Source organism: Vescimonas fastidiosa, assembly GCF_018326305.1.
GTDB classification, from domain to species: Bacteria; Bacillota; Clostridia; order Oscillospirales; family Oscillospiraceae; genus Vescimonas; species Vescimonas fastidiosa.
On sequence record NZ_AP023415.1, the window covers coordinates 1,323,666 to 1,350,534 of the forward strand.

27 protein-coding genes and 1 pseudogene are annotated in these 26,869 nt (G+C 56.1%); 3 read left to right on the forward strand and 25 right to left on the reverse strand.

Annotated features, from left to right (window positions below; genetic code table 11):
• Positions 1-100: 100 nt before the first annotated feature.
• The 12 genes from KI236_RS06245 to KI236_RS06300 form a co-directional block, all read right to left on the reverse strand.
• Positions 101-790, reverse strand: coding sequence for a hypothetical protein (locus KI236_RS06245; protein ID WP_212820273.1), 690 nt, complete (start codon positions 788-790; stop codon positions 101-103).
• A gap of 344 nt (positions 791-1,134) precedes the next feature.
• Entirely contained in the window at positions 1,135-1,998 is an 864-nt protein-coding gene (locus KI236_RS06250) for a hypothetical protein (protein WP_212820276.1), read from the reverse strand.
• A 13-nt stretch (positions 1,999-2,011) separates the two neighbouring features.
• On the reverse strand, positions 2,012-2,590 hold the full coding sequence (locus tag KI236_RS06255) for a PcfB family protein (protein ID WP_212820278.1): 579 nt from the start codon (positions 2,588-2,590) through the stop codon (positions 2,012-2,014).
• Positions 2,565-3,863: a relaxase/mobilization nuclease domain-containing protein gene (locus KI236_RS06260; protein WP_212820280.1), complete on the reverse strand. Its 1,299-nt coding sequence runs from the start codon at positions 3,861-3,863 to the stop codon at positions 2,565-2,567. Before KI236_RS06260 ends, KI236_RS06255 begins: the two co-directional genes overlap by 26 nt.
• Positions 3,863-4,180, reverse strand: coding sequence for a MobC family plasmid mobilization relaxosome protein (locus tag KI236_RS06265; RefSeq protein WP_408059046.1), 318 nt, complete (start codon positions 4,178-4,180; stop codon positions 3,863-3,865). The genes KI236_RS06260 and KI236_RS06265 overlap by 1 nt, the downstream gene beginning before the upstream one ends.
• Positions 4,181-4,316: 136 nt before the next feature.
• On the reverse strand, positions 4,317-4,682 hold the full coding sequence (locus KI236_RS06270) for an LPD28 domain-containing protein (protein WP_212820282.1): 366 nt from the start codon (positions 4,680-4,682) through the stop codon (positions 4,317-4,319).
• 5 nt (positions 4,683-4,687) lie between these two features.
• Positions 4,688-5,086: a DUF3846 domain-containing protein gene (locus KI236_RS06275; RefSeq protein ID WP_212820284.1), complete on the reverse strand. Its 399-nt coding sequence runs from the start codon at positions 5,084-5,086 to the stop codon at positions 4,688-4,690.
• 3 nt (positions 5,087-5,089) lie between these two features.
• Positions 5,090-5,860, reverse strand: coding sequence for a hypothetical protein (locus tag KI236_RS06280; RefSeq protein WP_212820286.1), 771 nt, complete (start codon positions 5,858-5,860; stop codon positions 5,090-5,092).
• Between the two features lie 6 nt (positions 5,861-5,866).
• On the reverse strand, positions 5,867-7,231 hold the full coding sequence (locus KI236_RS06285) for a ParB/RepB/Spo0J family partition protein (protein ID WP_212820288.1): 1,365 nt from the start codon (positions 7,229-7,231) through the stop codon (positions 5,867-5,869).
• 213 nt (positions 7,232-7,444) lie between these two features.
• Positions 7,445-8,344 carry a replication initiator protein A gene (locus KI236_RS06290; protein WP_212820290.1) on the reverse strand — a complete coding sequence of 300 codons (900 nt, stop codon included), beginning with the start codon at positions 8,342-8,344 and terminating at the stop codon, positions 7,445-7,447.
• Between the two features lie 75 nt (positions 8,345-8,419).
• Positions 8,420-8,743: a type II toxin-antitoxin system RelE/ParE family toxin gene (locus KI236_RS06295; RefSeq protein WP_212820292.1), complete on the reverse strand. Its 324-nt coding sequence runs from the start codon at positions 8,741-8,743 to the stop codon at positions 8,420-8,422.
• Complete coding sequence (locus KI236_RS06300; protein ID WP_212820294.1) at positions 8,736-9,062, reverse strand: type II toxin-antitoxin system RelB/DinJ family antitoxin; 327 nt, start codon at positions 9,060-9,062, stop codon at positions 8,736-8,738. Before KI236_RS06300 ends, KI236_RS06295 begins: the two co-directional genes overlap by 8 nt.
• A gap of 219 nt (positions 9,063-9,281) precedes the next feature.
• On the opposite strand from KI236_RS06300, the pseudogene KI236_RS06305 reads away from it, so the two are divergent.
• A pseudogene (locus tag KI236_RS06305) lies at positions 9,282-9,401 on the forward strand (alpha/beta-type small acid-soluble spore protein); the annotation flags it as partial.
• On the opposite strand, the gene KI236_RS06310 reads toward KI236_RS06305, so the two are convergent.
• Complete coding sequence (locus KI236_RS06310) at positions 9,364-9,798, reverse strand: hypothetical protein (RefSeq protein ID WP_212820296.1); 435 nt, start codon at positions 9,796-9,798, stop codon at positions 9,364-9,366. The pseudogene KI236_RS06305 and the gene KI236_RS06310 sit on opposite strands and share 38 nt — an antisense overlap.
• Positions 9,799-10,224: 426 nt before the next feature.
• On the opposite strand from KI236_RS06310, the gene KI236_RS06315 reads away from it, so the two are divergent.
• On the forward strand, positions 10,225-11,172 hold the full coding sequence (locus KI236_RS06315) for a hypothetical protein (protein ID WP_212820298.1): 948 nt from the start codon (positions 10,225-10,227) through the stop codon (positions 11,170-11,172).
• Positions 11,162-11,725, forward strand: a complete 564-nt coding sequence (locus KI236_RS06320; protein WP_212820299.1) for a DUF3592 domain-containing protein — start codon at positions 11,162-11,164, stop codon at positions 11,723-11,725. Before KI236_RS06315 ends, KI236_RS06320 begins: the two co-directional genes overlap by 11 nt.
• 237 nt (positions 11,726-11,962) lie before the next feature.
• Here KI236_RS06320 and KI236_RS06325 read toward each other — a convergent pair whose 3' ends face one another.
• The 12 genes from KI236_RS06325 to KI236_RS06380 all read right to left on the reverse strand — a co-directional run bounded on the left by KI236_RS06325 (position 11,963) and on the right by KI236_RS06380 (position 26,832).
• Positions 11,963-12,181 carry a helix-turn-helix domain-containing protein gene (locus KI236_RS06325; protein ID WP_212820301.1) on the reverse strand — a complete coding sequence of 73 codons (219 nt, stop codon included), beginning with the start codon at positions 12,179-12,181 and terminating at the stop codon, positions 11,963-11,965.
• A gap of 77 nt (positions 12,182-12,258) precedes the next feature.
• Positions 12,259-12,696 carry a PaaI family thioesterase gene (locus KI236_RS06330; protein WP_212820303.1) on the reverse strand — a complete coding sequence of 146 codons (438 nt, stop codon included), beginning with the start codon at positions 12,694-12,696 and terminating at the stop codon, positions 12,259-12,261.
• A 4-nt stretch (positions 12,697-12,700) separates the two neighbouring features.
• Positions 12,701-14,176 carry a 4-hydroxyphenylacetate 3-hydroxylase family protein gene (locus tag KI236_RS06335; protein WP_212820305.1) on the reverse strand — a complete coding sequence of 492 codons (1,476 nt, stop codon included), beginning with the start codon at positions 14,174-14,176 and terminating at the stop codon, positions 12,701-12,703.
• Positions 14,177-14,191: 15 nt separating this feature from the next.
• Complete coding sequence (locus tag KI236_RS06340; RefSeq protein WP_212820307.1) at positions 14,192-14,968, reverse strand: enoyl-CoA hydratase-related protein; 777 nt, start codon at positions 14,966-14,968, stop codon at positions 14,192-14,194.
• Positions 14,969-15,073: 105 nt separating this feature from the next.
• A complete protein-coding gene (nifJ, locus tag KI236_RS06345) occupies positions 15,074-18,601 on the reverse strand; it encodes a pyruvate:ferredoxin (flavodoxin) oxidoreductase (RefSeq protein ID WP_212820309.1) in 3,528 nt (1,175 codons plus the stop codon).
• Between the two features lie 17 nt (positions 18,602-18,618).
• Positions 18,619-19,422, reverse strand: coding sequence for an HpcH/HpaI aldolase family protein (locus KI236_RS06350; RefSeq protein WP_212820311.1), 804 nt, complete (start codon positions 19,420-19,422; stop codon positions 18,619-18,621).
• Positions 19,406-20,965 (reverse strand): L-serine ammonia-lyase, iron-sulfur-dependent, subunit alpha, encoded by a 1,560-nt coding sequence (locus KI236_RS06355; protein ID WP_212820313.1) that lies wholly within the window; start codon positions 20,963-20,965, stop codon positions 19,406-19,408. Before KI236_RS06355 ends, KI236_RS06350 begins: the two co-directional genes overlap by 17 nt.
• Before the next feature lie 116 nt (positions 20,966-21,081).
• Entirely contained in the window at positions 21,082-22,635 is a 1,554-nt protein-coding gene (locus tag KI236_RS06360; RefSeq protein ID WP_212820315.1) for an L-serine ammonia-lyase, iron-sulfur-dependent, subunit alpha, read from the reverse strand.
• A gap of 355 nt (positions 22,636-22,990) precedes the next feature.
• Positions 22,991-23,959 carry an ABC transporter ATP-binding protein gene (locus KI236_RS06365; RefSeq protein ID WP_212820317.1) on the reverse strand — a complete coding sequence of 323 codons (969 nt, stop codon included), beginning with the start codon at positions 23,957-23,959 and terminating at the stop codon, positions 22,991-22,993.
• A 3-nt stretch (positions 23,960-23,962) separates the two neighbouring features.
• A complete protein-coding gene (locus KI236_RS06370; RefSeq protein WP_212820318.1) occupies positions 23,963-24,952 on the reverse strand; it encodes an ABC transporter ATP-binding protein in 990 nt (329 codons plus the stop codon).
• Positions 24,953-24,976: 24 nt separating this feature from the next.
• Positions 24,977-25,888 carry an ABC transporter permease gene (locus KI236_RS06375; RefSeq protein ID WP_212820320.1) on the reverse strand — a complete coding sequence of 304 codons (912 nt, stop codon included), beginning with the start codon at positions 25,886-25,888 and terminating at the stop codon, positions 24,977-24,979.
• Between the two features lie 5 nt (positions 25,889-25,893).
• The gene (locus tag KI236_RS06380; RefSeq protein WP_212820321.1) at positions 25,894-26,832 is read right to left on the reverse strand and encodes an ABC transporter permease; all 939 of its coding nucleotides are present in this window, start codon (positions 26,830-26,832) and stop codon (positions 25,894-25,896) included.
• Between the last annotated feature and the right edge of the window lie 37 nt (positions 26,833-26,869).

Here is a 26,869-nt window from a genome sequence, read left to right on the forward strand (position 1 = left end):
TTTCCCTCACACTCCCTTCCTTACCGTTATCACAAATTCCACCACTTTATCTACAGGCCGAAAGGCTCTCCATGAGAGCCTTTCTCCTATAATTTTTGCGTTACCCGCGACCGATGAACAGTTCGTACTGCCCATCTCCCACCTGTTCCGCCCATATCCACACAGCCGTGCAGCCTTCCTCGTTCTTATAATATGTCAGATCATCCCGGATATAGGCGGCCAGAACATCCTCCGTCTTACTGCTGCATCGGATGGGCGTGTCCCAGCTATCCGCCGCATTTTCATCCAGCCGCAGACCAATGCCCACGGCGTAGTCCTTGGCATAGCCCAGCCAGTAGTCCATGTCAAAAACTTTCTCCTCCGGCTGCGGCGCAGGTGTTTCCACCGCATCCGTCCCACTCCCCGCAGGTACGGATGGACTATTCCCCGCAGGCTTGGAAGAACTACTCCCTGCCGAATCGGATGATTCACCCCCAGCAGGCCCCGCCTTAGACGGCGCACTCGCTCCATTTTCCCGCGCAGGAGTTTTCCCCACCGCAGGCTTTTCATCTCCAGCAGAGGAGCCCGTGTCCGCTTTCGCCGCTCCGCCCTGCTGGGTCGGTGTGTCTTTCTCCGCGCCGGAATCTGTCTCCGCCTCCGAAGCCGTTCCGGGGGCCGCTTCCTCTTTCACATCCGTTGCAGCTTGCGTCTTGCTCTGCGCCCCGCCATCCACCGTTTCCTTTTGTCCGCCACAGCCCACAAGCAGCGCCGCCAGGCAGACAAGCAGCAAAAATACAGTTACTTTCTTCATAAGATCGCCCCCTTGTTTTTGTTCACCTCCATTGTACCGCACCGCATTTTTTATGTCAAAAAATCGAAGAAAAAAACTTTTCAGCAAAAATTGCGTCTCAATTTGAGACGCAATTCCCGTTCTGTACGCCGCCCCCGCTGCGCTCTAATCCATATTGGCTCTATCCGCGCTCTGCGCGGATAGGAATGGTTTCCCCCTTCCCTGCCACAAAAGCCGCTGGGCGGCTCCGGTCAAGGCCCGTCCAGTGCGCACACTGGGCGGCTCGTAGGCGGCTGACGCAAGGCAGCCGCCCAGCCTTGACGGGTGCAGCGCGGCGGCTTACACTCCCGCAGACAGGGGAAACCTTACCGTCCGCTGTGCTGCATCGGGACCCGGCTCCGCTGGGGCGTGATGCTTTTCTCCACAGACGCGCCGATCTGCTTGCTCATTTTTTGTATCTGGTCCAATGCCTGCCGCCGCTCCTGGGTGTCCCAGCCCTCATACAGGGCGGGCATCTCCGCCAGGTCCGGCAATTCACGCTTCACCCCAAACCGGCGGCACAGCAGGTACGACACGCTCTGCGCGTCCAAGTCGCACTCGGCATATTCATACTGCGTGTTGTACCCCTTCCCGTGAAGCCGCGAATGAGCCACCGCTGTGGCGATGGCAGCGAACATCCCACCGTCCGGGTAGTCCGGGTTGATGGCTACCTCCATCCGCTGAGGATCATAGACGGCGGGAGTGTGCAGTTCCTTGTCAATGACCACCTGACAGGCAGCATAGTTCAGCAGCGTCGCCATGGCCGACTCCATCTCCCTGGTGTCATTTTCCAGCTTCACCTCCTTCATAGGCCGCCCCTGGGTCTGTCGCACATCGTAGGCATCCGCCAGCGTGTAGCCCTTGCCGAAGGTAGACCGGGCGAAGATATGTATGCCATTCCCATTCTCGCTGACCGGCACGAACCGCCCCAGCATTTTCCATTTCTCCTTGGTGCCGAACACCGTCACATCCCCATCCTGCACCATAGCCAGGGCGATGTTCCCCGCGCTGTACGCCGGGTTGTCCCCCTGCAAGTCCAGGTAGTGGCTGTACGCCTCCGGACTGCTGGTAATCTCCATGACCGCCGCGTCCTGCAAGGCCATGAGATTTTCCCGGTCCGCCTGCTGCCGCGCCTTCCACTGGCTGTCGTTCTCCGTTTTCCTTGAAACGATCTCCTCCAAATTTGCCATTTCGCATAACCTCCTATTCCCGAATCTTTGACGGCATCCGTCCACCCGGCAAATGCGGCTCCGTCTCTCCCGCCGCACGCCGTAGCGCCGCCAGTCGCCCCTTTACCGAGGACTTCCCCTCAGTAGTCATCTCCTCTTGCGTCAAGCCATTCCCGCGCTGTGGTGAGGAGCTGCCTTGTGCTGCGCGGGCATCTGCTTTTTTTGCTTTGCTGTCCTCCCGCTGGGGTGCGGCATAGCCGTGGCGCTCCAAAAACAGATTCACCTGTGCCGCAAAGTCCACATTGGTGATCAGATCCACCAGCCCATCCCGAGCGTTCTTGTCCTTGACCACCGCGTAGAGAACGCCCTTTTTGGCGTAGGCGTGGAACGCCGCCAGGTCGCTCTCCCGTAGCTGAAACACCCGCAGCTCCTTGCCCTCCCGCAGCAGGCGGCCCATGTTGGTCCTGCCGGACACCCGCTTGTTGTCTTTCGCCAGGGCGTAGATAAATGCCGCTAAATTTTTACTGCCTGCTGCCAGCAGCTTGATGCTTGCCTCTGTAATTTGCAAGCCCTCCCGCACCATCAGGTCAACGGCTTCGCTGCCTGCATCCATGTTCCGGTCCTCCTTGGTCTAAAATTTCCTGTTCCCGCTGTTGTTTGAATTGCTGCTCGATCCGCCGGGCATCCGCTTCAATGGCGCAGCACTGCCTCCACTCCTTCCGCAGCCGATGCAGCCGCTCCGTGTGCGCCGCGATCTCCGCGTCCAGCCCCTCCACGCCCCTACGCCGTGCCAAATAAAGCTGTCGCCGCTGCTCTGTGTGCGCATCCATCTCCCCTTGCAGCGCATCCCGCAACATGGTAAGCTGCTGCCTCGTCTCAATGCGGTTTTCCCGCAGATACCGAAACTGCACCTGGTATCGCTCCAGCTTCAGCATCTCCCGCCGTAGAGCCGGAGAAATGTTCCGCGCCCGCCGCGGCCCCCGCAGCAGGTACATATAATATAGGCACAGCCGCTGGAAATAGGGCAGCGGCTTCCTCTGCATTGGCATCCGCCGCACGCGATACATCTTGCGCTTAGCGGACTGCAAGGGTCTCTGCCATGCGCCTTTGATACGCGCCCGAATGTCCGCCTCTCCGTAGCCGTCCCCCAGGCTGTCCAGCCGGATAAACCGCCGCCCGCCCGACGGGCGTACAGCGGTGTGCTTCACATTGTCCCCGCTTTTCACCTGGTAGCCCATACGCCGCAGCTCCCGCAGGAACTCTCCATAGCTAAGCGCCCTGCGGATAGCCTCGTCCATGTCCCGGCGCACCACATCCCGCAGCGTAGTCTGACCCCGCTGCTGCGCCCGGTACTGCCCTTGGGGTGCGGCGTCCTCGCCCGGCTCAATGACGGAGAGCCCCTTCTCCCGGCATAGGGCATCCGACATACCCCGGATGCCCTCATAGTAATCCCGAAAGCTATCCCGGTACATCTTCCCATCCACAAAGGACACCGCGTTAAACACCACATGGTTGTGCAGATGCGTCCGATCCAAATGGGTGGCAACCACCACCTCATACTGTCCGCCCAAGGCCCTCTGGGCCAGCTCCGCACCTATGGCATGGGCCTGCTCCGGCGTCACCTCCCCGGGTCGGAAGGACTGGATCACATGATACCCCTTGCGCACACGATTCTGCTTGCCCCAGCGCCGTGCCGTCTGGGCCATGTCCTCATAGGCCGTGTCCCGTCCGCAGTTGATGGCCGTCTCAAAGCACACCCGCTCCGTCTTGTCCCGGTCCAGTGCGTAGTCCACCGCCGTCTCCAAATAGGTCTTTTCCTCGTTGGCCGCATAGCGCAGGCACTTATCCAGCCGCCCGCGGATCACAATGATCTTCGTATACGCCATTAAAAGCTGTCCTTCACCAGCCGCCACGCCCTTTGCACAAGGGCCACGGCCCGGTCCACCTGGCTGTCCGCCGCATACTTTTGTGCGTTGACGGTGTGGGCGATCTGATTGATGTTGTTGCCGATGGCCGACAGCTCCCGCAGCAGGGCGGCGTAGGTGTCGGGTGGCCGTGGCCGCAGCTCTACACCCAGGATGAGGCTGCGCAGAAATGGATCCATGCCCAGCCCCGCAGCCACCGCCTGCCTGCGCAGATGATCCAGCTCCGCGTCGTTCAGCCACACGCTCACATGCCGGTTTCGTTTTCTCGTGTCTCTCACCTCCTACAAAAAATGCGTCTCAATTTGAGACGCAATACGCGCTTTCGGGGTCTTAGGGGCCGCGCCCCTAACAAGCGGCATTTGTGCTACCAAATGCCATGCTTGCGTGGACAGTGCCGACCGGCGCTGTCCATCCCTACCGTGTCGGTGCCGACTTTCCATGGCAGCGGGGCTTAATTGGCAGCCCATGCCGCCTGGCAAATTCCGCAATGGTAGGTCTGTCTTTAGAGCACGGCCAGTTGAAGTCGCCCGGTGCCAGGTCCCGGTATCCGTTTTCCGGCAGGTCTATACGCTGGCCGGTCAGCACGGTCCCGTAGTGCTCCACCGTGATATGGCAGGCCAGTAAACATGGCTGCGACCAATCCTCCGGGGAGGTCTGCATATCGTAGGCGTAGATGCCATTCGGCAATGCAGACCGGCGCACGCGCTCCACGGTGAAAAGCCCCTGCACACCGCATATCTCCACCGCCTCAAATCGGGTCTTCTGCATATCCACCGTCATACCTTCTACCTCTCCAAACCATCATCCTTCTTAGGCCCGTCCCGTTTCTTAAACGGCTCCACCCGCAGCGTCACCGGCGTATTGTCCATAACGCCCAGCAGCAGCTCTGCCTGGTGAAACTGCTTCTTATAGACCTGCATCTGCTCCGGCGTCAGCGAAACGAAGTCGTCTGCGCCCAACCCGCACACAAAGAACGGCCCGAACACCCCGCCGTAGCCACCCGGCATACTGCGGTTAAACTCATTGGGCTTCAGCATCCCTTCGTCGTCGCACACCACGGCCACCTTATCCTCAAAGGGATAGATGGCCTGGATCAGCCCGCCCACAGCCTGCTGCATTTCCTTCAGCCCGTTCAGCTCCTTTTCGTAAGGCTCCGTGCCCGGCTCTACCATTAACACTTTCATTGCTTACCTCTCCCTATCTCGGTTTCGTTTTTTCGGTTTGGCTTCTTTTGTGTCCCCGTCCTCCACAAACGCCAAAAGCTCCTGCGGCGTAGGCTGGTGCGGCTGCACCGTGTACCCCGGCAGCAGCTTCCCATTCACCGAGAACAGGTGCACATGATTTTCCGGCAGCGGCGGCGACAGTTCCCTAAACAAATGCGCATAAGCCGCAATGCGCCCCTGCACATACCGCTCCGCCGCCGACTTATCCGCATAGCGTTTGTTGTCCTGCCCGGCCAGCGGGGACGGTCTGCTGTAATAGGGGTCCTTCCTGGGTGGGAGGTTATATTCCACGCTCCAGGACACATACCACGCCACCGGGACCTGCTTTTTTAATTTGTGGTCATAGGCGGTGTCCTCCCGGATGCGGTAGGTCATTTGGTAGACCCGGTTGCTGATCCTGCGCCAACCGTACTCCGTGTCCTCCCAGCGGTTTCCACTGTTCTTCACCTCCGGGGTCTTCACATATTCCATGGCTTTTTCCAGCACCATGGTCTGGGCCGCCTGCGCCTCCCAAAGCTGGGCCCGCTCCTGCAATTCGCTAAAAATTTTCCGCTCCTCCGCCACGCTTTTCTCCCGCATGACTTGCAGATTGCCCAGGGTCATCTCCGTCAGTGAGGACAGATCTGCCCGGTAGGGGTTAAAGCTGATGTGGTGCTCCAGGGTCATCTTCTGTCCCGGCTCCAGCTTGTCGCCGTAGGAATAGGCGTTATAAAACAGCTCCTCCCGCTGCGGCATGGTCCATCACCTCTCTTTACCCGACGCCGCTTTTTTTGCGGTCTTTTCCTGCTCCGCCTTGGCCTTTTGCCGGTTCAGCGCCCTTTGCCGCAGGTCCAGCGCCTCAAATACCACCCGCTTAGCATCCGCAATGGTGGTGTCCTTCTTGGGGAAGTAGGGCCGCAGCTCCTCCTCGGTGAATGTGACCTTCAGCGGCAAAAACATCTCCCGCTTGCTGGGTGCCACGGTCTGCTCGATCTTCTCCGCCGTCAGCTTGCCCGCCTGGCTCTCCTTTTTCAGCTCGGCGGCCTTGGCCCCGGTGGGGACCTTATCCTCCCGCTTGATGGCATCCGCCAGGGCTTTCTGCTCCTGAGGCTTCAAGTAGGAGATGTCCGCAGCGGAGTTCACAGGCAATTTCTTCTCCTCCACCATGTCCTGCAATTCCGGCTCCAGCTTGGTCAGCCGGGTCAGCCGCTGGATGGTGGCCCGGCTCTCCCCGGTCTGCTGGGCCAGCTGCTCGTCTGCCCGCATGGGCTTGTAGCCCGCCTCCGCCTGTGCCTTGGTGGGCCGCCCCGCCTTGCGCTTCATGGCCTCCAGCTTCATGGTGTAGGCCCGCGCCTTGACCATAGGGGAGATATTTTCCCGCTTGAGGTTGGAATCCACCATGTAAATGATGGCGCTGTCCCGGTCCATATCCCGGACGATGGCGGGGATCTGCGCCACCCCCGCCAGGGCGCAGCCGTGCTTGCGGCGGTGGCCCGCCACCATCTCGTAGCGCTCCGGGTCCTTACCACTGCGGATCACCGTCACCGGCTCCAGCACGCCGAACTTCTTGATGCTCTCCACCAGGTCCAGCATATCCTTATCGTCCTGCACCGGGAAGGGATGTCCCTCAAAGTCGTCGATCTTCTCCACTGGCAGCATGACCACCGATCCCAGCGTACCCTCGCCCACGATGTTCAGCCGAAAGTCCTCCGGGATGCCGTCTGCGTCGGTCTGATCTTTCTTCTCCGTCTCCTTTTTGGACTCATGCATACCCTCGGCGCCCTTGTCCTCCGCAGGCTTCTTTTCCTCCGCCTTTGCAGACGCAGCGGCTTTCTTATCCTCCGGCTTTGCAGGTGCGGCGGATGGCTTTTCTTCGGGCTTTTTCTCGTCCCTCTTTTCAGCAGGCGCAGCCACCGGCTTCTCCTCCGCCTTGCCCGGTTTTACCGCATATGCCGGTGCAGGCTTCTCCGCCTTTTTCTCCACTGGCTTCTCAGCGGGCTTTGCTTTTTCCTTGGACAGCACCACCGCCTTCTCCGGCTCCGCCGCCTTGCTGCCGGGCGGCTCCTGGTCCTTCGCGGGCGCACTGCGAAACGCCCCGATCAGCGGATTTTTCTTCTCTTCTGCCATACTTTTTTGCCTCCTCCTTGCACTATATCAAAATCCGTCTCAATTTGAGACGGGTTTTGTTTCGGTCCCAGGTGCTCCTTTCTGCACCCTTGTGTGGCTGCCGTAAGCGTCACCGGCCCCTGCACGGTCACATCTACGGTCAGCAAATAATACTCCGTGTGCATAAAATCCTCCTTCTTTTTTGCCAGCACAACGCCCGCCTCCCTGGGCGGGCTACCCACCAGCCAGGTCGTGCTGGACCTCCGCCTGGTAATAGTGATAAATGGTGACCGGCGCGTTATACAGCGTGGTCATTAAGTACGCCCGCACATTGACCACCTGCGCCGTGGTGCGCTGCAAGCTCTCGATGACATACTCCAGGTGGTCCCGCTCCAGCAGCCGAAACCGCTTCTGCACCTGCCAGGCAGGCAGCAGCTCGCCGCCCACCCGAAGCGTTGGGCGGGTGCTGCACAGCACATCGGTGATGACGGCCACCAGCTCGTCTATGAGCTCCACCTCATAGCGCTCACAGAGCCGACTATACTCCACCTGGCTGCGCACTTTCTCTGTCATCCTCTCCCTCTCCCATCGCCCGCCGCCGGGCGGCGAAGAGGAGGATCTGTAAAGCTGATTCACATCCGTCTGCTTTCTATCTGTATAGTTTCCGTCCCCCTTTGGGAAGTCTGCCCTTCCGCTTTGGGGAACTCTTGACTTCCCGTTTTCGGAAGTCTTGACTTCCTCCCCGGGGAAGTCAGCCGGAGGCGGCACCGCCCGGGTGGTGTAGCGCTTCACATAAATGCGCGTGGGCTTCCCCTGGCCCTGCTTTTTCCGCTCAATGAGCCCGATGCCCTTCTCCGTGTCCAGCTCCGCCAGCAGCCGCACAGCCTTTCCATGCCCGCACCGCAGGCTCTCCTGTATCTCCTCCAGCGTGTAGTAAATGTAGACCCGTCCAGCCCCATCATACCACCCGTTCCGCGCCGAAAGATTCATCCTGTCCAACATCAACCCATACAGCAGCTTGGCGTCCGTAGACAGCCCCGAAAACCGCGTCCCTAAAATCAGCAGCCGCGGGATTCGATAAAAAGAGCAGCTTTCGCTCTCCTCGCCGTAGTAATAATCAAACTTCTCAGGCACGAAAACCCCTCCTCAAATTCCTAAAATAAAAGCACCTCCCGCCTTTACAGATGGGAAGTGCTTTATTTGCTAAATTCACTTTTCTTCCTCAGTTCTAAACAAGACCCGCAGATAATCCTGCCGTCCGTCCAAAATGCGGGAAATCTGTATCGTCTCATTCTCAACGCAGTAGAACAGGAAATAGTTTCCGCTGAGCAGCGCCCGCAGGTTAGTCTCTCTTCCGATTTTGGAAGAAACGGAAAAACCTAAATGCGGATTCTGCTGTAGAAGTCGCAAATCATGTGTGATGTTCTTCGCAATGCGTCGCGCTGCCTGTGGGTTATGCAGCTGCATCGAAATATACGCACTGATCTCTGCTAAATCACCGGCTGCTGCCGGTGTAATTTTCAGTTTATACATCCGTCAGCCCAAGCTGAGACTCCACTTCCTCCAGCGTGAGCCAGCCCCCTTCTTCCGCAGATTTCCATCCCTTGTCGATTTCCGCCATAAGCTGAGCCGCAGCCTTTGACTTCATATACTCTGCGTTTTCGGGAGACAGCAGAAACGGAAAGCCGTTACTGTTCAGCGATTGCTGTAAAAAAATATTAAACGCATCCGTCAAGCTCAGTCCATAGGCAGAAAAAACATCCTCAGCCTCTCGCTTGATCTCCGGGTTAATGCGCATCTGAAACATCGCCGTTTTGGGCGCAGAAGCTACATTGATACTTGAACCTTGCATAGCTCAGACCTCCTTTTTCTTTAGTATACCCACAGTAGTGGAAAATGTCAACACATTGTCAGTACAAAACACTATATAGAGACATTAACTTTTGATTGTTCTCGATGTAAATGAGTGATTCCGACCAAATATCCGTTTTATCTCGTATTTCGCCTCTTTTTTGCACTTTGCATTTTTAAGTAGTGAAAAAATTCGATTCTTTGAGGTGAATACACACCGCAAGAGGTTGGCGTCAACCTGAAGGACGGCTACAACGGCGACCTGACCTCTCGTGAGGCCGGCAGCGTGGGCGGCCAGATGGTCAAGAAGATGATCGAGTCCTACGAGAAGAACCTGTAACGGAAGCTCTCGTAAGAAGACCCAAGAGCGCTTTGGAGTTTTTCTCCAAAGCGCTCTTCAGCTTGTCAAAGCCCTCCCGGGGCTTGCCGCCTCCGAGGGCGAGTCCCGGGAGGTCAGATTGTTGCACACCAGATACCAGTATTTTTCCCGCTCTCCGTTGTAGACGGACCCGCCGGAACACATAGCTGCGCCGCAGCAGGCGCAGTAGGCGATGCCGCCGAAGATGCTGTGGCGGAAGACCGGGTTTACGCCGTTGGCCTTGGTGTTCTCCCCCCATGAAATGGGCCGCCAGGTCGAACTGCTCCTGGGACACCAGCGCCTGGTGGGTGTCCTTGGTGAATACCCGCTCCACCACATAGGTGGCCGAGCCGATCTGCTGCTCATTTTTGTTATCCAAGTTCTTCCACCTCCGCTATCATTATGAACGCTTCTTTTCCGCTTTAACCAAAAAGCCGCCGAGCATACAGGCAAAATATTTTGTCTGCAAGCTCCACGGCTCTGCATTTTTGACTTGTTTTATCACGAGCAAAACAGGCGGCTGGTGGCTGCCAGCCTCACGGGAATCTCACCCCGGCCCATGCTGATGGGTGCGCCGTACGATGCTTTGAGGGCGTCCAATGCGGGAGTATCTTTAAGGGTGCCAGTGGTCGTGGCCCACAGAGTGCCGCTCTGTTTCGGCGCAGCTTCTCCGTAACCGCCAAGCCCACCCGAACATGGGAGCGCATAAGGAAAAGAAATGTCTGAATGTTCATGAAAATATTTGCTTTTTTCGGATTTTGAGATATACTATTTCTATATAAGCTCCGCAGGGGAAAGGGGATTCATGATGGAGAATAAAATGGAAGAAAGAAACTGGAAGTATAAAATCAACGGTGGATGGCCTACGCTCATCATGGCTTCGGTCATGCTGGCAATCTTTGGCGGGATCACGGTTTGGCTCTACACCACACGGAATGGTGCCTTCATCGGCGGCCTGATTGTGACGGCCTGTATGGCGATTGGCTTCATTTTATCCGTATGCAGCGTTCTATTTTTTAAGGTGTTCGTGGATAAGGACGGCTTTTTTTGTCAAACCGCACCGGGCAACGGGCGGTACTATCGCTACAGCGAGATCCGCAATATGTGGCTCAGTTCCGGCAGGGAGACAAACGCACGCCAGCCGACCTACTGCAACTTTGAAACGGTAGAAGGAAAGCGGATGAGATTCCTCGTACTTGGCTCCCAAATCGATGCAGTTGATTATATGATCGAGCGGGTCGAGTCTATGGGGAACAAAAGCGGGGAAGATGATCTTGACTGGGAGATCGTCATCACCGGCAAGAAGGAGGCTGGATTTGTGGTAATTCCCACGATTCTCTCCTTGATTATGCTTGCCGTAATGGTGATGTTGTTTTTGGCGTGGAATCTGCCGCCGATAGTCATTGCAGTTCCCGTTATTCTTGAGCTGATGTCACTGTCACAGATTCTTTCTCTTGGGTTGTTTTACAAAGTAATCATTCAGAAGGACGGTTTTTATTGCCGCACCAATCCCTTCGACGGGCGGTACTACCGCTACAGCGACATTCTGGACTGGCGTCTTGTCGAGTCGCAGCGGAAGATCGGCTCCCGGTACAACAGAGGAAGAATCCGCAAAATGTACTACTTTTACGACCTGAAATTCATCGACCGTGCGCACCAGACACACCGGCTCCCTTATAACAAATCACTGTACGAGGGAGAGATTGGCGAGTTGGTCGCCAGAATTGAGAGGACACATGACAATGAAGCATAACTCCCCCCGATTGACAGATGGCATTTCCCGGTTTTTGATAACCGTTATGGGAATTGTCATGATGATTGCCGGTATCCGTCTGCTCATTATGGGGGTGGATAACTTTATCCAGCCAATCCGCCATGCCGGCTGGGTAACCACCAGCGCAAATGTTACCGACATATCTGAAACGGTCATAAAGAACAATTTTTTTAGAAACAAGCGGACAAGAATCCACTATAAGTGGACTTATGAGTATGTGGTGGACGGTACGCACTATACAGGCGAGTTTGGCCCCTTGGCGAACTCAGTCACGGTGGGTAAGTCCATCCAGATCAAATTTGACCCGGATGCACCGGAAAACTCGACCGGCTTTATAGAACCGAGCTTCAGCGACATTGTTCTCGCTGTGATTGGCTTGGTTGTCGCTGTGCTCGGGTTCTTCATATCGGGCATCTGCCCCCTGATCCGCAGGCTGACCGGGAGGGATCGATTCGATGAGGAGGAAAAACTGCCGCCGGAAGAGAAATACGACCTGTCCGCTGAGGACGCCCCGCATACGAGAGAAAAGTGAGGGTAGGCAATACCCCCCCCCCGAGTTCTTTTCCCGATACTTGCATTTGTGCTTTTCGGGGTGCTCATCATGCTTCTCCAGGGCGGAAGATTCTGATCATAGGAGCTATTGTTTGTTCTTTCTCTGTCTTAATACCTCCGATAGAGTGAGTCCTTCTGGATGCGCCATGATGACGCTACCCTCGTGACAACTCGAGAGCGCACCTTCCCCTTGGTGGGAGGTGCGCTCTGTCTGCGTTCATTTGATGCGATACAGGCTGCTGGTCAGGCTGCCATTGGGACGACGGCGGTGGGTGCGCTCTAAGAATCCGTGTCGCTCCAAGTCCGCCAAGGCCCGCTGCACGGTGCGGCGGGACAGCTTTAAGTCCTCCGCGATCCTGCGGACGCTGGGCCAGCAGGTGCCGTCGGTCTCCGCCGTGATGGGCTTGACTTCCTTTTCCGTAAGCTCCGCCATCATTTTGCGGATCAGCTGATGTTCACGACTGAGATTAAATCCATAGCCGTTTTCCTATTTTGTTCCTTAAAAGTGTTCGGTCACAGGGGCATCCAGCTGCCGCTGGCGGTGGCCAGCAGCTTGCCGGTGGCGGCGTCGGTCAGCTCCGCTCGCTGGCGGATGAGGCTGCGGCCCGCCTTGACGATGAACACCTTCAGATAAAGCTCCATGCCGTAGTCCACGCCCCGGAGGAAGGACACCGACATATCCACGGTGGTAGCCTCGTTTTCCCCGGCGGTAAAGTTGGCTACTACACCGAAGGCCGCGTCAAACATTCCGGCGATGGCGCCGCCATGGATGCCGCCCTTTTCGTTGATCTGCCAATCTTGGGTGGGGAAGGCATAGGTGACGGTCTGGCCTTCGTAGTCGCAATCCACCAGGTGGGCCCGCATCCGCTCGTCAAAGCCGCCGTCACCCAGGTTCAGATAATGGGCTGATTTCTCCTGCACCAGCCGGAGCCACGTTTGCTTCTTTTCCATTCTTTTACTCCTTAATCCCGGCGATGTTCTTCGCCAGCTTCTTCTTGCCCTGAATATTGCCCTGCCGGGCGATCATCACCCGCTGCGCCTGAGGCGAGCCGGCCCCATGCATGGACTCCGTGCGGTAGCCCACGGCGGCCGCGCCCAGGCACATATTCTCCAGGAACCGCATGATCCGCTGTCGATCCTCGGTGCTGACGCCCTCGTGGGCGCCGAAATACTTGTTGCAGATCTCGCCGATGGTCTCGCCCTCGCGGCCCACCACAGTGTCGGACAGGAAATCCTTCTCGCTGGGCATGGTGACCATCAGGCCGCCTGCGATGTCCTCCGCCAGACGCACGATCTCATAGGGGAAGCGGGTGACGTTCTGCTTGCAGACGTTGGCCAGCAGCAGGTCGATCTGGTAGTTGCCCGCCTTGGTGGGGCAGCCCTCGCAGGAGCAGGCGATGCCGCAGGAGTACAGCGTCTCGTTGAGATGGGTCATCTCAATGAGCTTGTCCTTGATGTGGCTGGCCTTCTCCACGCCGTTATACTCGGCGGCCAGTGCCGCCGCGCCGATGACCACATCGCCTACGCCCACCTTGCAGCCGCCGTAGCTCTGGCGGTGGTAGCCGGCGAAACGCTCCACCATCATGCCGGCGAACTCATACTCGCCGTTGAGGAAGATATACTCATTGGGGATAAACACGTGGTCGAGGACCACCAGTGCCTCCTGTCCGCCGAATTTGGCGTTGCCCACGTCGATGCAGCCGTCCTCCATCTTGCGGGTATCGCAGGACTGGCGGCCGTAGATCATGTACAGTCCATCGGCGTCGGTGGGGCAGGCGAAGGACACGGCATAGTCCCTGTCCGCCTCACCCATGGCGATGGTGGGCATGAAGATATGCCAGTGGCTGTTGATGGAGCCGGTCTGGTGGCATTTCGCACCGCAGACCACAATGCCGTCATCGCGGCGTTCCACCACGTGGACGTACATATCCGGGTCGGTCTGCTCATGGGGAGCCTTGCTGCGGTCACCCTTGGGGTCGGTCATAGCGCCGTCCACCGTCAGATCGTTGTCCTGCACGTAGACAAGGAATTTCTTGAAATTCTCGTGATAGCTTGTGCCGCACTTCTCGTCGATCTCGTAGGTGGTGGAGTACACGGCGTTGAACGCGTCCATGCCCACGCAGCGTTGGAAGCAGCTGGCGGTCTTCTGCCCCAGCAGACGCTGCATTTTCACCTTCTTCACCAGATCGTCGGCGGACTGGTGGAGGTGGGTGAATCGGTTGATCCTCCGCCCCGTCAGGCTGGAGGTGGCGGTCATGAGATCCTCGTACTGGGGATCCTGGGCCAGAGCGTAGGTCATCGCCACGCAGTTGATGGAGGGCCGGATCATGGGGTGATCCACCCAGTTGTCAAGCTTCTCGCCGAACATATACACGCGGGTGTTCAGCTTACGCAGAGAGTCGATATATTCTTTCGCGGTCATCAGTGCCATTGTCGTTTCCTCCTGTCAGGTATTTGTAAACTGCGCGGAACGTTTCTCCAGGAATGCGCCCATTCCCTCCTTCTGGTCGGCGGTGGCGAAGCACATGGCGAACAGCTCGTTTTCGCAGGCGATACCGCTGTCTATGTCCGTCTGCATCCCCCGGTCAATGCACGCCTTGGCGTATTTCACGGCGATGGGTGCGTTCTTGGTGAAGGACTTGGCCATCTCCAGCGCACCGTCCAGCAGGGCTTCGGGGGCGTAGACGGCGTTGACAAGGCCAATCCGCTCTGCCTCGTCGGCCTTGATCATCTTGCCGGAGAAGATCAGCTCCTTGGCCTTGGCCACGCCCACGCGGCGGGGCAGGCGCTGGGTGCCGGAGAAGCCGGGGGTGATGCCCAGGCCCACCTCGGGCTGGCCGAACTTCGCCTTCTCGGAGGCGAGAATAATGTCGCAGCTCATCGCCAGCTCACAGCCGCCGCCCAGGGCGAAGCCGTTCACAGCGGCGATGGTGGGGAACTCCAGCTTTTCGATGCGGCGCATAAGGGCGCTGCCCCGCTGACCCCAGCGGCGGCCGCCGTCCAGATCCAGCGGGTACTGCTCCCCGATGTCGGCACCCGCCACAAAGGAGCGTCCCTCACCGGTGAGAATCATGCAGCGGACGTCGCGGTCGTTCTCCAGTGCCGCCACCACCAGCTCCAGCTCCGTGATGACGGTGCCATTCAGGGCGTTCAGAGCCTCGGGCCGGTCAATGGTCACGATGGCGATTTGATCTTGCTTTTCATAACGGATAGTCTGATACATGAGAGTCGTCTCCTTGCGGCAATTATCAAATGGTTTGAAAAAAGGGGGAATCGCTTGGTTGGAGCGATTCCCCCGCTGTGATCGCTCAGTATACGGAAGCAGGCTTCAGTTTTCCTCCGCCATCCTCTTATACTTGGCGTAGCGCGCCTTTACATCGGCGATCTCCTTGGCGTAGAGCGCGTCCGCCTTCTCCGGGAAGTTGTTCTTCAGGGAGGCGAAGCGGTTCTCGCCCATGAGGAAGTCCATGAGCTTGTCGGTGTCGGGTTCCTTGGAATCCAGCTGGAAGGGGTTCTTGCCCTCGGCGATGCGGCGGGGATCGTAGCGGTACAGGTGCCAGTAGCCGCACTCCACTGCCTTCTTCATCTCCTCCTGCGTACAGCCCATGCCCGCCTTGATATGCTGCTCCAGGCACGGGCAGTAGCAGATGACGATGGAGGGGCCGTCATAGGCTTCCGCCTCGCGGAATGCGCGGAGCGTCTGCGCCTGATCCGCGCCCATGGCCACCTGGGCCACATATACATAGCCGTACTGCATCAGGATGCCGCCCAGATCCTTCTTGGACACCTGCTTGCCGCCGGCGGCGAATTTCGCCGTGGCACTGGTGGGCGTTGCCTTGGACGCCTGCCCGCCGGTGTTGGAGTACACCTCGGTATCCAGCACCATCAGATTCACGTTGCGGTTCTGCGCCATCACGTGGTCGATACCGCCGAAGCCAATGTCATACGCCCAGCCGTCGCCGCCGATCGCCCAGACGGATTTCCGCGCCAGATACTCGCGGTTTTCCAGAATGTACGCGGTGTCGTCGTTCTGGGGAGCCGCCTCCACGGCGGCGAGCAGCGCATCGGTCACGGCGCGGGACTTGGTGCTGTCGTTCCAATCCTTCAGATAGGCGGCGATGGCGTCCACCGCCACACCCTGCGATTGCAGCTTCTCCAGATGCACCATCAGCTCCTTGCGGATGATGTCCTGCGCGTGGAAGAATCCGTAGGCAAACTCAGCGTTGTCTTCAAACAGGGAGTGCTCCCATGCGGGGCCATAGCCGTGGCAGTCCTTGCAGTAGGGCAGGATCGGCGCGCCGCCGCTGATGGCGGAGGAGCAGCCGGCGGCGTTGCCGGCGTACATGTGGTCGCCGAACAGCTGGCTCAGGAGCTTGATGTATGTCGTCTCCGCGCAGCCAGCGCAGGCAGCGGAGAACTGGAAGTAGGGCTTGGCGAACTGGATGCTCTTCACGGACTTGTCGCTGATAACGTCCGGCTTCAGATACTTCTCGTCCATGGCCACCTGATCGAATAGGGGCTGCTCTGCCTTCATGTCCTCGAAGGGCACCATGGTCAGGGCACCCTCGGCGGGGCACGCCGTCAGGCACACGCCGCAGCCCAGACAATCGTAGGGCGATACCTGCATACGGAAGCTGTAAGCGGGTGCGTCCTTCCCCAGGCCCTTGGCGGGGGCGGTGACGAAAGCGGCGGGCACCTGTGCCTGCTCCTCCCCGGTCAGCAGCACCGGACGGATGGCGGCGTGGGGACAGCTCATGGCGCAGCGGTTGCACTGGATGCAGGCCGTCTCATCCCATTTGGGAACGAGGGTAGCCACGCCGCGCTTGGAGAAGGCGGAGGTGCCGTTCTCCCACGTGCCGTCCAGCACGCCGTGCTTTTGGAACACGGACACGGGCAGCTTGTCGCCCTGCTGGCGATCCATGGGGAGGACGATGTCCTTGACGAAGGGCGTGGCGTTGATCTCGGCGGCAGGCGCGTCCTGCGCGTAGGCCCACGCGGCGGGGATCTCCACCTTCACGGCGGCGTGGATACCCACGTCCACCGCCTTGTCGTTCAGATCCACGATCTTCTGTCCCGCCTTCTTAAAGTAGGTGGCGTAGTTGTTCTTCTTCATATCCGCCACGGCAACGTCCATGGGGATGACCTTGGTCAGGGCAAAGAATGCGCCCTGAAGGATATTATTGGTGTGCTTACCCAGCCCCACCTCCGCCGCCAGCTTGGCAGCGTCGATGATATAGAACTGCGCGTGCTTCGCGGCCAGATCCCGCTTCATCTTGGCGGGCAGACGTTCCTCCAGCTCCTCTACCTGCCAGGGGCAGTTCAGCAGAAACGTGCCGCCGTCCTTCAGGTCCTCGGTCAAATCATATTTCTTGACATAGGTAGGTGCGTGGCAGGCTACGAAATCGGCAGAGGACACCAAATAGGTGCTGCGGATGGGCGCATCGCCGAAGCGCAGATGGCTCTGGGTCAGACCGCCGGATTTCATGGAGTCATAGGAGAAGTATGCCTGGGCATACTTGTCGGCCACAAGACCGATGGTGGAGATGGCGTTCTTGTTGGCACCCACGGTGCCGTCGCCGCCCAAACCCCAGATTTTGCAGGAAATTTCGCCGGGATGGGAGAACTCCACATTCTCATAGTCCAGGGAGGTGTGGGTCACATCGTCGCAAATGCCGATGGTAAAGCTGTTCTTAGGAATCTCTTGGCGCAGGTTATCGTACACAGCGATGAGCTGGCCGGGGGTGGTGTCCTTGCTGCTAAGACCATAGCGGCCACCCACCACGCGGATGTCGCCCCGGCCCGCCTGGTTCAGCGCCGTGACCACATCCAGGTACACGGGCTCGCCTACGGAGCCGGTCTCCTTGCTGCGGTCCAGCACGGCGATGCGCTTGCAGGCGGCGGGGATAGCGGCAGAGAAATCCGGCACGGAGAAGGGGCGGTACAGGTGGATCTGCACCATGCCCACCCTGCGGCCCTGCGCGTTGAGATAGTCCACGGTCTCCCGCAGAGCCTCGGTGACGGAGCACATGGCCACCACCACTTCCTCGGCATCGGGGGCGCCGTAGTAGTTAAAGAGCTTGTAGTCGCGGCCCGTCAATTTGTTGATCTCGTCCATGTAGTGCTGCACCGTTCCGGGCACGATGGCGGACTTAACGTTGGCACCCTCCTTGCACTGGAAGTACACGTCGGGGTTGACGTTGTTGCCGCGGTTGGTGGGGTGCTCCGGGTTCAGGGACTGGCGGCGGAAATCCCGCAGTGCGTCCTGATCCAGCAGGGGCCGCAGCTCCTCGTAGTCCAGCGCTTCGATACGCTGCATCTCGTGAGAGGTGCGGAAACCGTCGAAGCAGTGCATAAAGGCGTACTTTGCCTTGATAGCGGACAGGTGCGCCACCGCCGCCAGATCCATGGCCTCCTGAGGGGAGGAGGACATCAGCATGGCGTAGCCGGTGGTACGGCAGGTCATAAAGTCCGTATGATCGCCGAAAATGGAGTGGTGGTTAGAGGTCACAACGCGGGAGGCGATGTGCATGACGCTGGGGAGGAACTGACCGCCCATGGCATACATGGCAGGGATCATCAGCATCAGACCCTGAGAGGAAGTAAAGGTAGTGGTCAGGGCGCCGGCCTGAAGAGAGCCGTGGCAGGTGCCGGCGGCACCCGCCTCGGACTGCATCTGGATCACGTCCACCGGTGTGCCGAAGAGGTTCTTTTTCCCCTTGGCGGACCACTCGTCCACCTTCTCAGCCATGGGGGACGACGGCGTGATGGGGTAAATGGCCGCCACCTCGGTAAAGGCATAGGCGGAATGGGCTGCGGCGGTATTGCCGTCCATGACCACATAATTCTTTTTGCTCATATTATTTTTCCCAACTTTCACTTTTCACCGTGGAAGGCTGCGATGTCTGCCTTCGCCATGTTCATAAAGATCGCGGTATCGCAGGAATATCCCACAAAGCGGACACCCATTTCCAGCAGCCTTCTGCCGGACTCCGCAGAATCGGCGAAGCAGCCCACCTGCACGCCCTTTGCCGCCGCCTTGCGGCAGATCTCGCCGATCAGCTCCATGACTTTGGGGTGGTTGATCTGCCCGATGATGCCCAGAGAGGCAGACAGATCGTAAGGCCCTACAAACACGATATCCACACCTTCAACGCTGAGGATGTCATCCAGATTGTCAATGGCCTTCTGGCCCTCTGCCTGAAGGATCACCATGGTGTCCTGTGCCTTGGCAAAGTAATCCGCACCGGGGATCGCACCATAGGCGGCGGAGCGGACAAAGCGGCAGGTCCCACGGGTGCCGCGGGGGGAGAACTTTGCCGCGGAGACGGCGATCCTCGCCTGCTCTGCGGTGTCGATCTGGGGGATCATCACCGCACCGGCACCCACGTCCAGGGCTTGGTCGATCCAAATGTCCGTTCCCCGGGGAACGCGGACTACGGGGCAGACACCGGACACATTGGCAGCGCGGATCAGGTTTTGCAGGTTCTCAAAGGTGCCGGGACCGTGCTCCATGTCCAGCAGCACGAAATCGTAACCGGCGTAGCCCGCCGCCTCCACGAAGGCGGGGTCGGAGGTGATCATAAAGGGTCCGAAAGCACCCTGCTCGGAGTGCAGCGCCTTTCGGAAAACTTCAACATCACGCAAGCTCGGAAAGGGATAATTATTCACGATCTTCACCTACTCTCTCTTTTGCAGCAATAGCGGCATCACGCTGAACTTTGCAATAGCACACGCCCAAATCATTGATACCGTACTCCTTCAGTTTCAATCCCACTCGCAGCACCGTCTCTGACATTTTATCCAACCCCAGCAGGGTCTCACAGCCTGCCAAGGCGGCATTTGCACAGATGATCGCAGTGGGTACGGCGGTCATATTGCGAATAAAACAAGGAACCTGGGAGCAACCGTCTACCGGGTCGCATATTTGTCCCAAAACGCTTTGCGCCCCAAGCACAGCAGCACGCTCGATCACATCAGGGTCATCCGTAAGCAGAGAAGCTAATGCTCCGGCCGTCATGGAGATGGATACGCCAATCTCAGCCTGGCACCCCCATGCACCGTGGTAATGCGTGGGATAGTAGAAGATACCTACAATGCCGGCTACCAAAAGGGCCTTCAGGCAATCCTCTTTGGATTTTTTCAGCGCCTCGGCGGAGTATCGGATGGATGGTACGGGGATGCCAGAAGATCCGCCGGTAGGCATACAGGCAATTACGCCATGAGCTGCGGCATATTCCATGATGGAAAGCGCATCAGCGGAAGCCTTGTCGGCAACGCCCAAAGAGACAATGGGCCCATTTTCATAACGGTTTTTGGTCTGGAGGGCATGAGGACTGGTGTTGCCGTCGAAAGAGGTCACTGCATAGCCCTGCTCGGCAGAATATACAGACAAATCCCACAGGCTCTCGGCAATTTTCATCAAGTCCGAATCACTGCAGCCGCTGATAGCACGTTCATAGTCCAAGGCCGCCTGCCACACCGGGATATTCTTTTCTTTCACATAGTCAAACATTTCTTTCGCCGTGGTAAATGGCATCTGGGGGTTGTCCACGGGGATAATGTCATAAACGGGGTTTATGCATCTGGCATAGACCACACCCTCTTTATGGCGCAATTCCGCCACAAGTTTAGAATTCAGCGGTTCTCTGCTGCGGGCTGTGATCAAGCTTTCTCCGTTGCCGCCGTCAACCGTGGTGAACGAGCAAGAGAGCATCGTATGGACTTCGGATACCTTCTCTGTGGCAGCACGCACCAGCAGATAGTAAAATTTCCCGTCAATATAAGTCTCGATACCGTCCATCTCGCTGATGATGATCTCTCCGCCGCCCAAAGAAGCTGTCTTGACAAAGATTTTGTCACCGTTATCGGAGCGCAGTGTCAGCCATGCGGATTCGGAAGGCTTGACAGGTACACTGTCGGTAAATTCAAAGGTATAGGAAAAATCGTTGGACTCGGCATCCGTATAGATCTGGTCAAAGTCGTAGGTGCGGATATCCTTTTTCAAGATACCGGCCAGAAAGGCTTTATCACTATGCATACCATAAAAAGTTGCAAAATATCCCCCTTCCTTAGCCATCTCGATATATAGATGGGACGGTTTACCCTCCAAGAGGTCAACAGCCATAGAGCCTAAACGATACGGGCCGGCAGTATTAGAACTGGAAGGACCGGGAGAGACGGGAGAGAGGCAGTCGTTAAAAATACTGGGATATGTTTTCATGGGTTTTTCTCCTGTTATTCTCTGTTCATCACCCGCTTCAAAAAGCAGGCAGAAAATTCGTAATCATCTGTGTGCAAAAGCGCATAGTCTTTGTCTGATAAACGTTCTCTGTTGCATTAATGTCCGCAAGTGCAGGCGCAGTTTGCCTTATTGGTGCATTGCATGTCGTAATAGCATACGCCCATGTCGTTAAGTCCCATCGTCTTGAGCTTTATGCCAACTCGCAATAAGGTCTCTGCCATTTCATCCAGACTGGTCAATGTTTCGCATCCGCCGAGTGCAGCATTGGCGCAGGCAATGGCAGTCGGAACGGCCGTAATGTTGCGGAGGAAGCAGGGAACTTGGCCTGCGCCCTCGATAGGATCACAAATCTGTCCCAGAATGCTCTGCGCGCCTAATACGGCAGCACGTTCGATTACATCTAAGTCGTCAGAAATAAGAGACGCCACCGCTCCGGCAGTCATTGAAATGGAAATGCCGACCTCGGCTTGGCATCCCCATGCGCCATGATAGTGAGTGGGATAATAGAAGATACCTATGATCGCTGCTGTCATCAGTGCTTTTATGCCGTCTTCCTTAGTCATTCCCAGATGCTTTATGGCATGATGAATAGTGGAAACGGGGACACCTGCGGCACCACCGGCCGGCATACCGGCAATAACGCCATGGACTGCACCGTATTCCTTAACGGCGAATGCATCAGCTGTGGCCATATCGCCCACGCCCAGAGGAATGGTGCGTCCCTGTTCAATAAGCGCCTTCATTTGAGCAGAATGGGGCTCAATAATTGCTCCGTCAAATTTCGTGACCTTGTAGCCTTCTTCCGCAGCATGCACGGTCAAGTCCCACAAGTTCTCGGCAAAGCCCATCAGTTTCTCGTCATCTAAGCCGCTGATAGCCCGTTCATAGTCCAAAGCCGCCTGCCACACCGGGATTTTCTTCTGGGCGGCATAGTCGAACATCTCCTTTGCCGTAGTAAAGGGCATATCCGGCTCTTCGATCGGAAGAATGTCGTAAACCGGATTGACACAACGCGCGTATACAACGCCCGTTGCTGCGCGCAAATCAGACAGCAATTCGCGGCTGTATGCCTCACGACTCCGAACGGTGATCAAACTCATACCTCTGCCATCTTCAGCACAGGTATAGGGCAGATCGATCCTATTTTCTATATCAGACGCATTCTTTGTGGAAACTCGTACAAGCAAATAGTAGTACTTTCCATCAATATAAGTCTTAATGCCGTCCAGATTATCAATATAGATTTCTCCACCGCCGAGTGAAACGGTTTTGACGAACAGCTTGTCCCCTGTATTGGAGGTCAGAGACATCCACGCAGCTTCAGAAGGCATCGCCGGCACATTGTCTGTAAAATCAAATTCGTAGGTCAGGCCCTCCGATTCAGCATCCGCATAAGCACGTTCATAGTCATATGTGAGCATATCCTTTCTCAGGACACCAACCAGGAAGCCCTTATCACTATGGAGTCCGTAAAAGGTAGCAAAGTATCCGCCGCTTTTGGACATTTCACAGTACATGTGTGCAGGTTTACCGTCTAGCATATCCGTAGCCATTATTCCCAATCGATATGGCGCGGCGGTATTAGAGCTGGAGGGGCCTGGATATATGGGAGAAAGGCAATCGTTGAATATACTGGGGTAAAACTTCATGAAACGTTCCTCCTAATTTAAAATGCGACGATTTCCAGCATTTGAGCATTTGGATGGATTCGTCTGACATGGTATAGCATATTAAATGAGACATACGGCAGCTATGCCGTAAATCTGATTCCAACAAAATAAATAACCATTCAATATTCTTCGTGCCATACGGTCAACTAGTTTCCGTATGGCACGAAGAAATACTTATCTGCTAAGAAGCACCGAAACACGAGTGTCTGCATCGCAGCATACACGCACAGGCGCGTCAGAGAAGTCATAAGAGCAGATGCAGAACCAGCATATACCTGCTGGGATCGGAGCACCCGATAAGATAATCAGCTTATTGTGCGTCTCTTATACAAAATCAGTTTTCACAAAGGTGGCAGGCAACAAAGTGACCGGGTGAAACCTCCTTCAGCGTGGGGGCTTCCTGCATGCACCTTTCCTGACAATACTCGCAACGAGCGGCAAAGCGGCAACCGGGCTTGGGGTTCACGGGGCTGACTACTTCCCCCTTAATAACCTTAATCTCCTTGTTGCGCATGGAGATATCCGGCTCAGGAATGGCGGATAGCAACGCCTTTGTATAAGGGTGGAGAGGGCTTGCAAATAACTCATCCGAGGATGCAAACTCCAAACACTGGCCCAGGTACATGACGACAATATTATTGGATATATGCTTCACAACGCTTAAGTCGTGTGTGACAAACATATATGTCAATCCCATTTCATCCTGCAAGTCCATAAGCAGATTAAGAATCTGCGCCTGAATGGAAACATCCAGAGCGGAAACAGGTTCATCGCAGACGATAAACTTCGGGTTAACAGAAAGAGCGCGGGCAATACCGATACGTTGACGACGACCACCGTCCAACTCATGGGGATATGCCGTAGCATAGCGGCGAGCCAACCCAACCACATCCATCAAATGTGCCGCCCGGTTATAAATCTCCCGCTTGGTAGGCAGCGTTTTATTGATGATCATGTATTCGGCAATGATTTCGATGACAGACTTGCGCGGATCAAGGCTTGCATACGGATCTTGGAAAATGATCTGCATTTCTTGACGCATCCGCTTCATTTGGCGGGCATTAAGCTTGGTAATGTCCTCGCCGTTATACAGGATCTGCCCGGAGGTCGGCTCAATCAAGCGCAGGATGGTGCGACCCAAAGTGCTCTTTCCGCAACCTGATTCACCAACCACGCCGATAGTCTCCCCAGGATACACTTTCATGTTGATACCATCGACTGCATGAAGATAAGACTTGTCGCCTACCTTAAAATACTTTTTCAAGTCAACAGTTTCGATTAGAGGGATTCGCTCTTCTGCCATGGCTTAGTCCTCCTTTTTCTGGCAATAAAGATGGCAGCGGATGGAGTGGGTACCGTCAACATAGACTTCCGGAGGTACTTCCTTGCAGATTTCCATACACTTATCGCACCGCGGTGCAAACTTACAGCCCTTGGGCAGATTGGTCGGATCCGGCATTAGCCCTGCAATAGGATGAAGGCGATCCGTTTTTTCCTTGAGGTTAGGGAGTGATCCGAATAGGCCATCTGTATAGGGGTGATGAATCGGGCAGGTAAAGATATCCTCAGCGGATCCCATCTCGATAATCTCACCGGCATACATAACAGCCACGTTATCGCACGTTTGCGCCACAATACCCAAATCATGGGTAATCATAATCATAGAGGTCCCTAACCGGTCACGCAAATCACGGATCATCATCAGTACCTGCGCCTGAATGGTCACATCCAGAGCGGTAGTAGGCTCATCTGCAATCAGCAGATCAGGTTCGCAGGACAAGGCAATCGCTATCACAACGCGCTGGCGCATACCGCCAGAGAACTGATGGGGATACTCGTGCTTTCTGGCGGGGGGAATACCCACCAGCGTCAGCGTCTCATCAACGCGGGCTTCAATTTCTTCCTTGCTGCGGCCGCTATCGTTGTGAACATAAAGCGCCTCAGCGATCTGTTCCCCCACAGTCAGCACCGGGTTCAAGGAAGTCATGGGGTCCTGGAAGATCATGGCGATCTTATCGCCACGGATCTTGCGCATATTCGCTTCAGGCAACTCCACGACGTTCTCGCCCTCAAAGGTGATGCTGCCGGAGGTAACTTTACCGGTACGCTCAGGCAAAAGGCGCATAAGTGTCAGTGCGAGTGTGGTTTTACCGGCACCAGTCTCGCCTACCAAGCCCAAGGTAGCGCCCTTTTCCAGAGACAAAGTAACACCGTTAACGGCATACACTGTCTCCAGATCGGTTTCATAAATTACACTCAGGTCCTTAATCTCTAACATTTTTTCTGTGTTGCTCATGAAGACAATTCCTTTCTCTCGGCATCAACTCTTCAGACGAGGATCCATAGCATCGCGCAGTCCGTCACCCAACAGGTTCACAGAAAACGCGGTCAGAACAATGGCCAAGGCGGGGAAGAGCACTAGCGTGGGTGCACGTAGCATATCAACACGGGCACTGGACAGCATGGAGCCCCATTCGGGCGCAGGTGCAGGTAGAGAAAGTCCAATAAAGCTCAGGGTGGACTGATAGATGACCAGGCTGGAAACATTCAAGGTCACGTTAACCAAAATGATGCCCAAGGTGTTGGGGATGATATGACTGAGAATAATGCGTGCAGGACTGGCTCCACCTGCGCGAGCAGCCTCCACATATTCCTGATCTACTAGATTCAGGACGCCGGAACGAACAAGACGTACATAGTTCGTAAAGTAAGCCAGCGTCATTGCGATGATCAAAACGGGAATGCTGGAGCCCAATGCGGCCACAACCACCATGGTGAACAGAAGATCGGGGATGGACATGAAGATGTCCAGTGAGCGCATAATGATTTGGTCAACCTTGCCGCCGAAGTAGCCGGCAATAGAGCCCAATGTGCAGCCGACCAGGCAAGAGGTGATCGAGGCGATAATTGCCACTTTCAGCGAGTTACGGGCACCGTGTACCAGACGCGATAAGACATCGCGGCCATAGCTATCGCAGCCCAACGGATGTCCCGGGGTCCCTGGACCAGCCAGCTTATTTTCAGCAACCTGAATAACGCCGGCGTCATAGGGGGCAATCACGTCTGCAAAAATGACGACCAGAATGATAAGAATAAGCAAAATCAGACCGACCATTGCGCCCTTATTCTTTTTCAGTCGGCGGATAATCTCTTTGGCCTGACTGGGACGCTTAAAATTGATGTCACCGCCCTCAAACGCATCGACGCTGGGGCGCGTATTGATCTTAGCCATCAAGATTACCTCCTTTTACTATACTTGGCTCGGATACGCGGATCAATGAAAGCATAAATTAAGTCCACGCCAATCATCAGCAAAGTAAAGCAGACAGATACCATTATGGCGCAGCCGATAATCATAGGCTCATCTTTCAAACTAATGGAATCAACGATTAGAGAACCAACACCCGGGATGGAAAACAATTTTTCTGTGGTAACCATGCCGGCCAGCAGGCAGCCGAAACGCATACCAATCGAAGTAACCACGGGCAGCAGCGCATTCTTCAATGCGTGCTTCCAAATAACCGTACGTTCTGCAACGCCTTTAGCGCGGGCAGTACGAACATAGTCCTGGCGAATAGACTCCAGCATAGAGGACTTTGTGAAGCGCAGATACGCAGACAATTCGCAAATCGTGGCCGCAATAACGGGCAAAACATAATGCTTCGCCGACGTCAGGCCAAAGGATGGGAACCAGTTAAGCTTCAGGGCAAATATATACATAAGTACAATGCCGACAACAAAGCTTGGTACGGCTGCTAAGAAGAAAGCTATCATCGTTGGTATGGTATCCATTAGCGAGTTTTGTTTAACTGCCGACAGGATACCTAATGGAACACCTATGCTGACTGATAACACAAGGACCAAGACAGCAAGACGTAGCGTAATCATAAAACGAGGCCAAAGCTCATCAAAAACATCGAGTTTTGTTGAATAAGACTGACCAAAGTCACCCTTGGTAAAAACATTTTCCAAATAACGGGCCCAACGAACGAGGACCGGATCATAAAAGCCCAATTCCTGGTTCACCGCCTCAACCTCCGCCGCGTTTGCGTTGGCGCCTAAGATCATGCGGCCAGGGTTACCGGGCGTAATGTTCATAACGGCAAAGATAATAAGGGTCACACCAAGCACGGTGGGGATCAGGAACAATAGGCGTTTGAGAATATATCGATACATATTTCCCTACTTTCTTACGGACTGACGGAAAACTTTC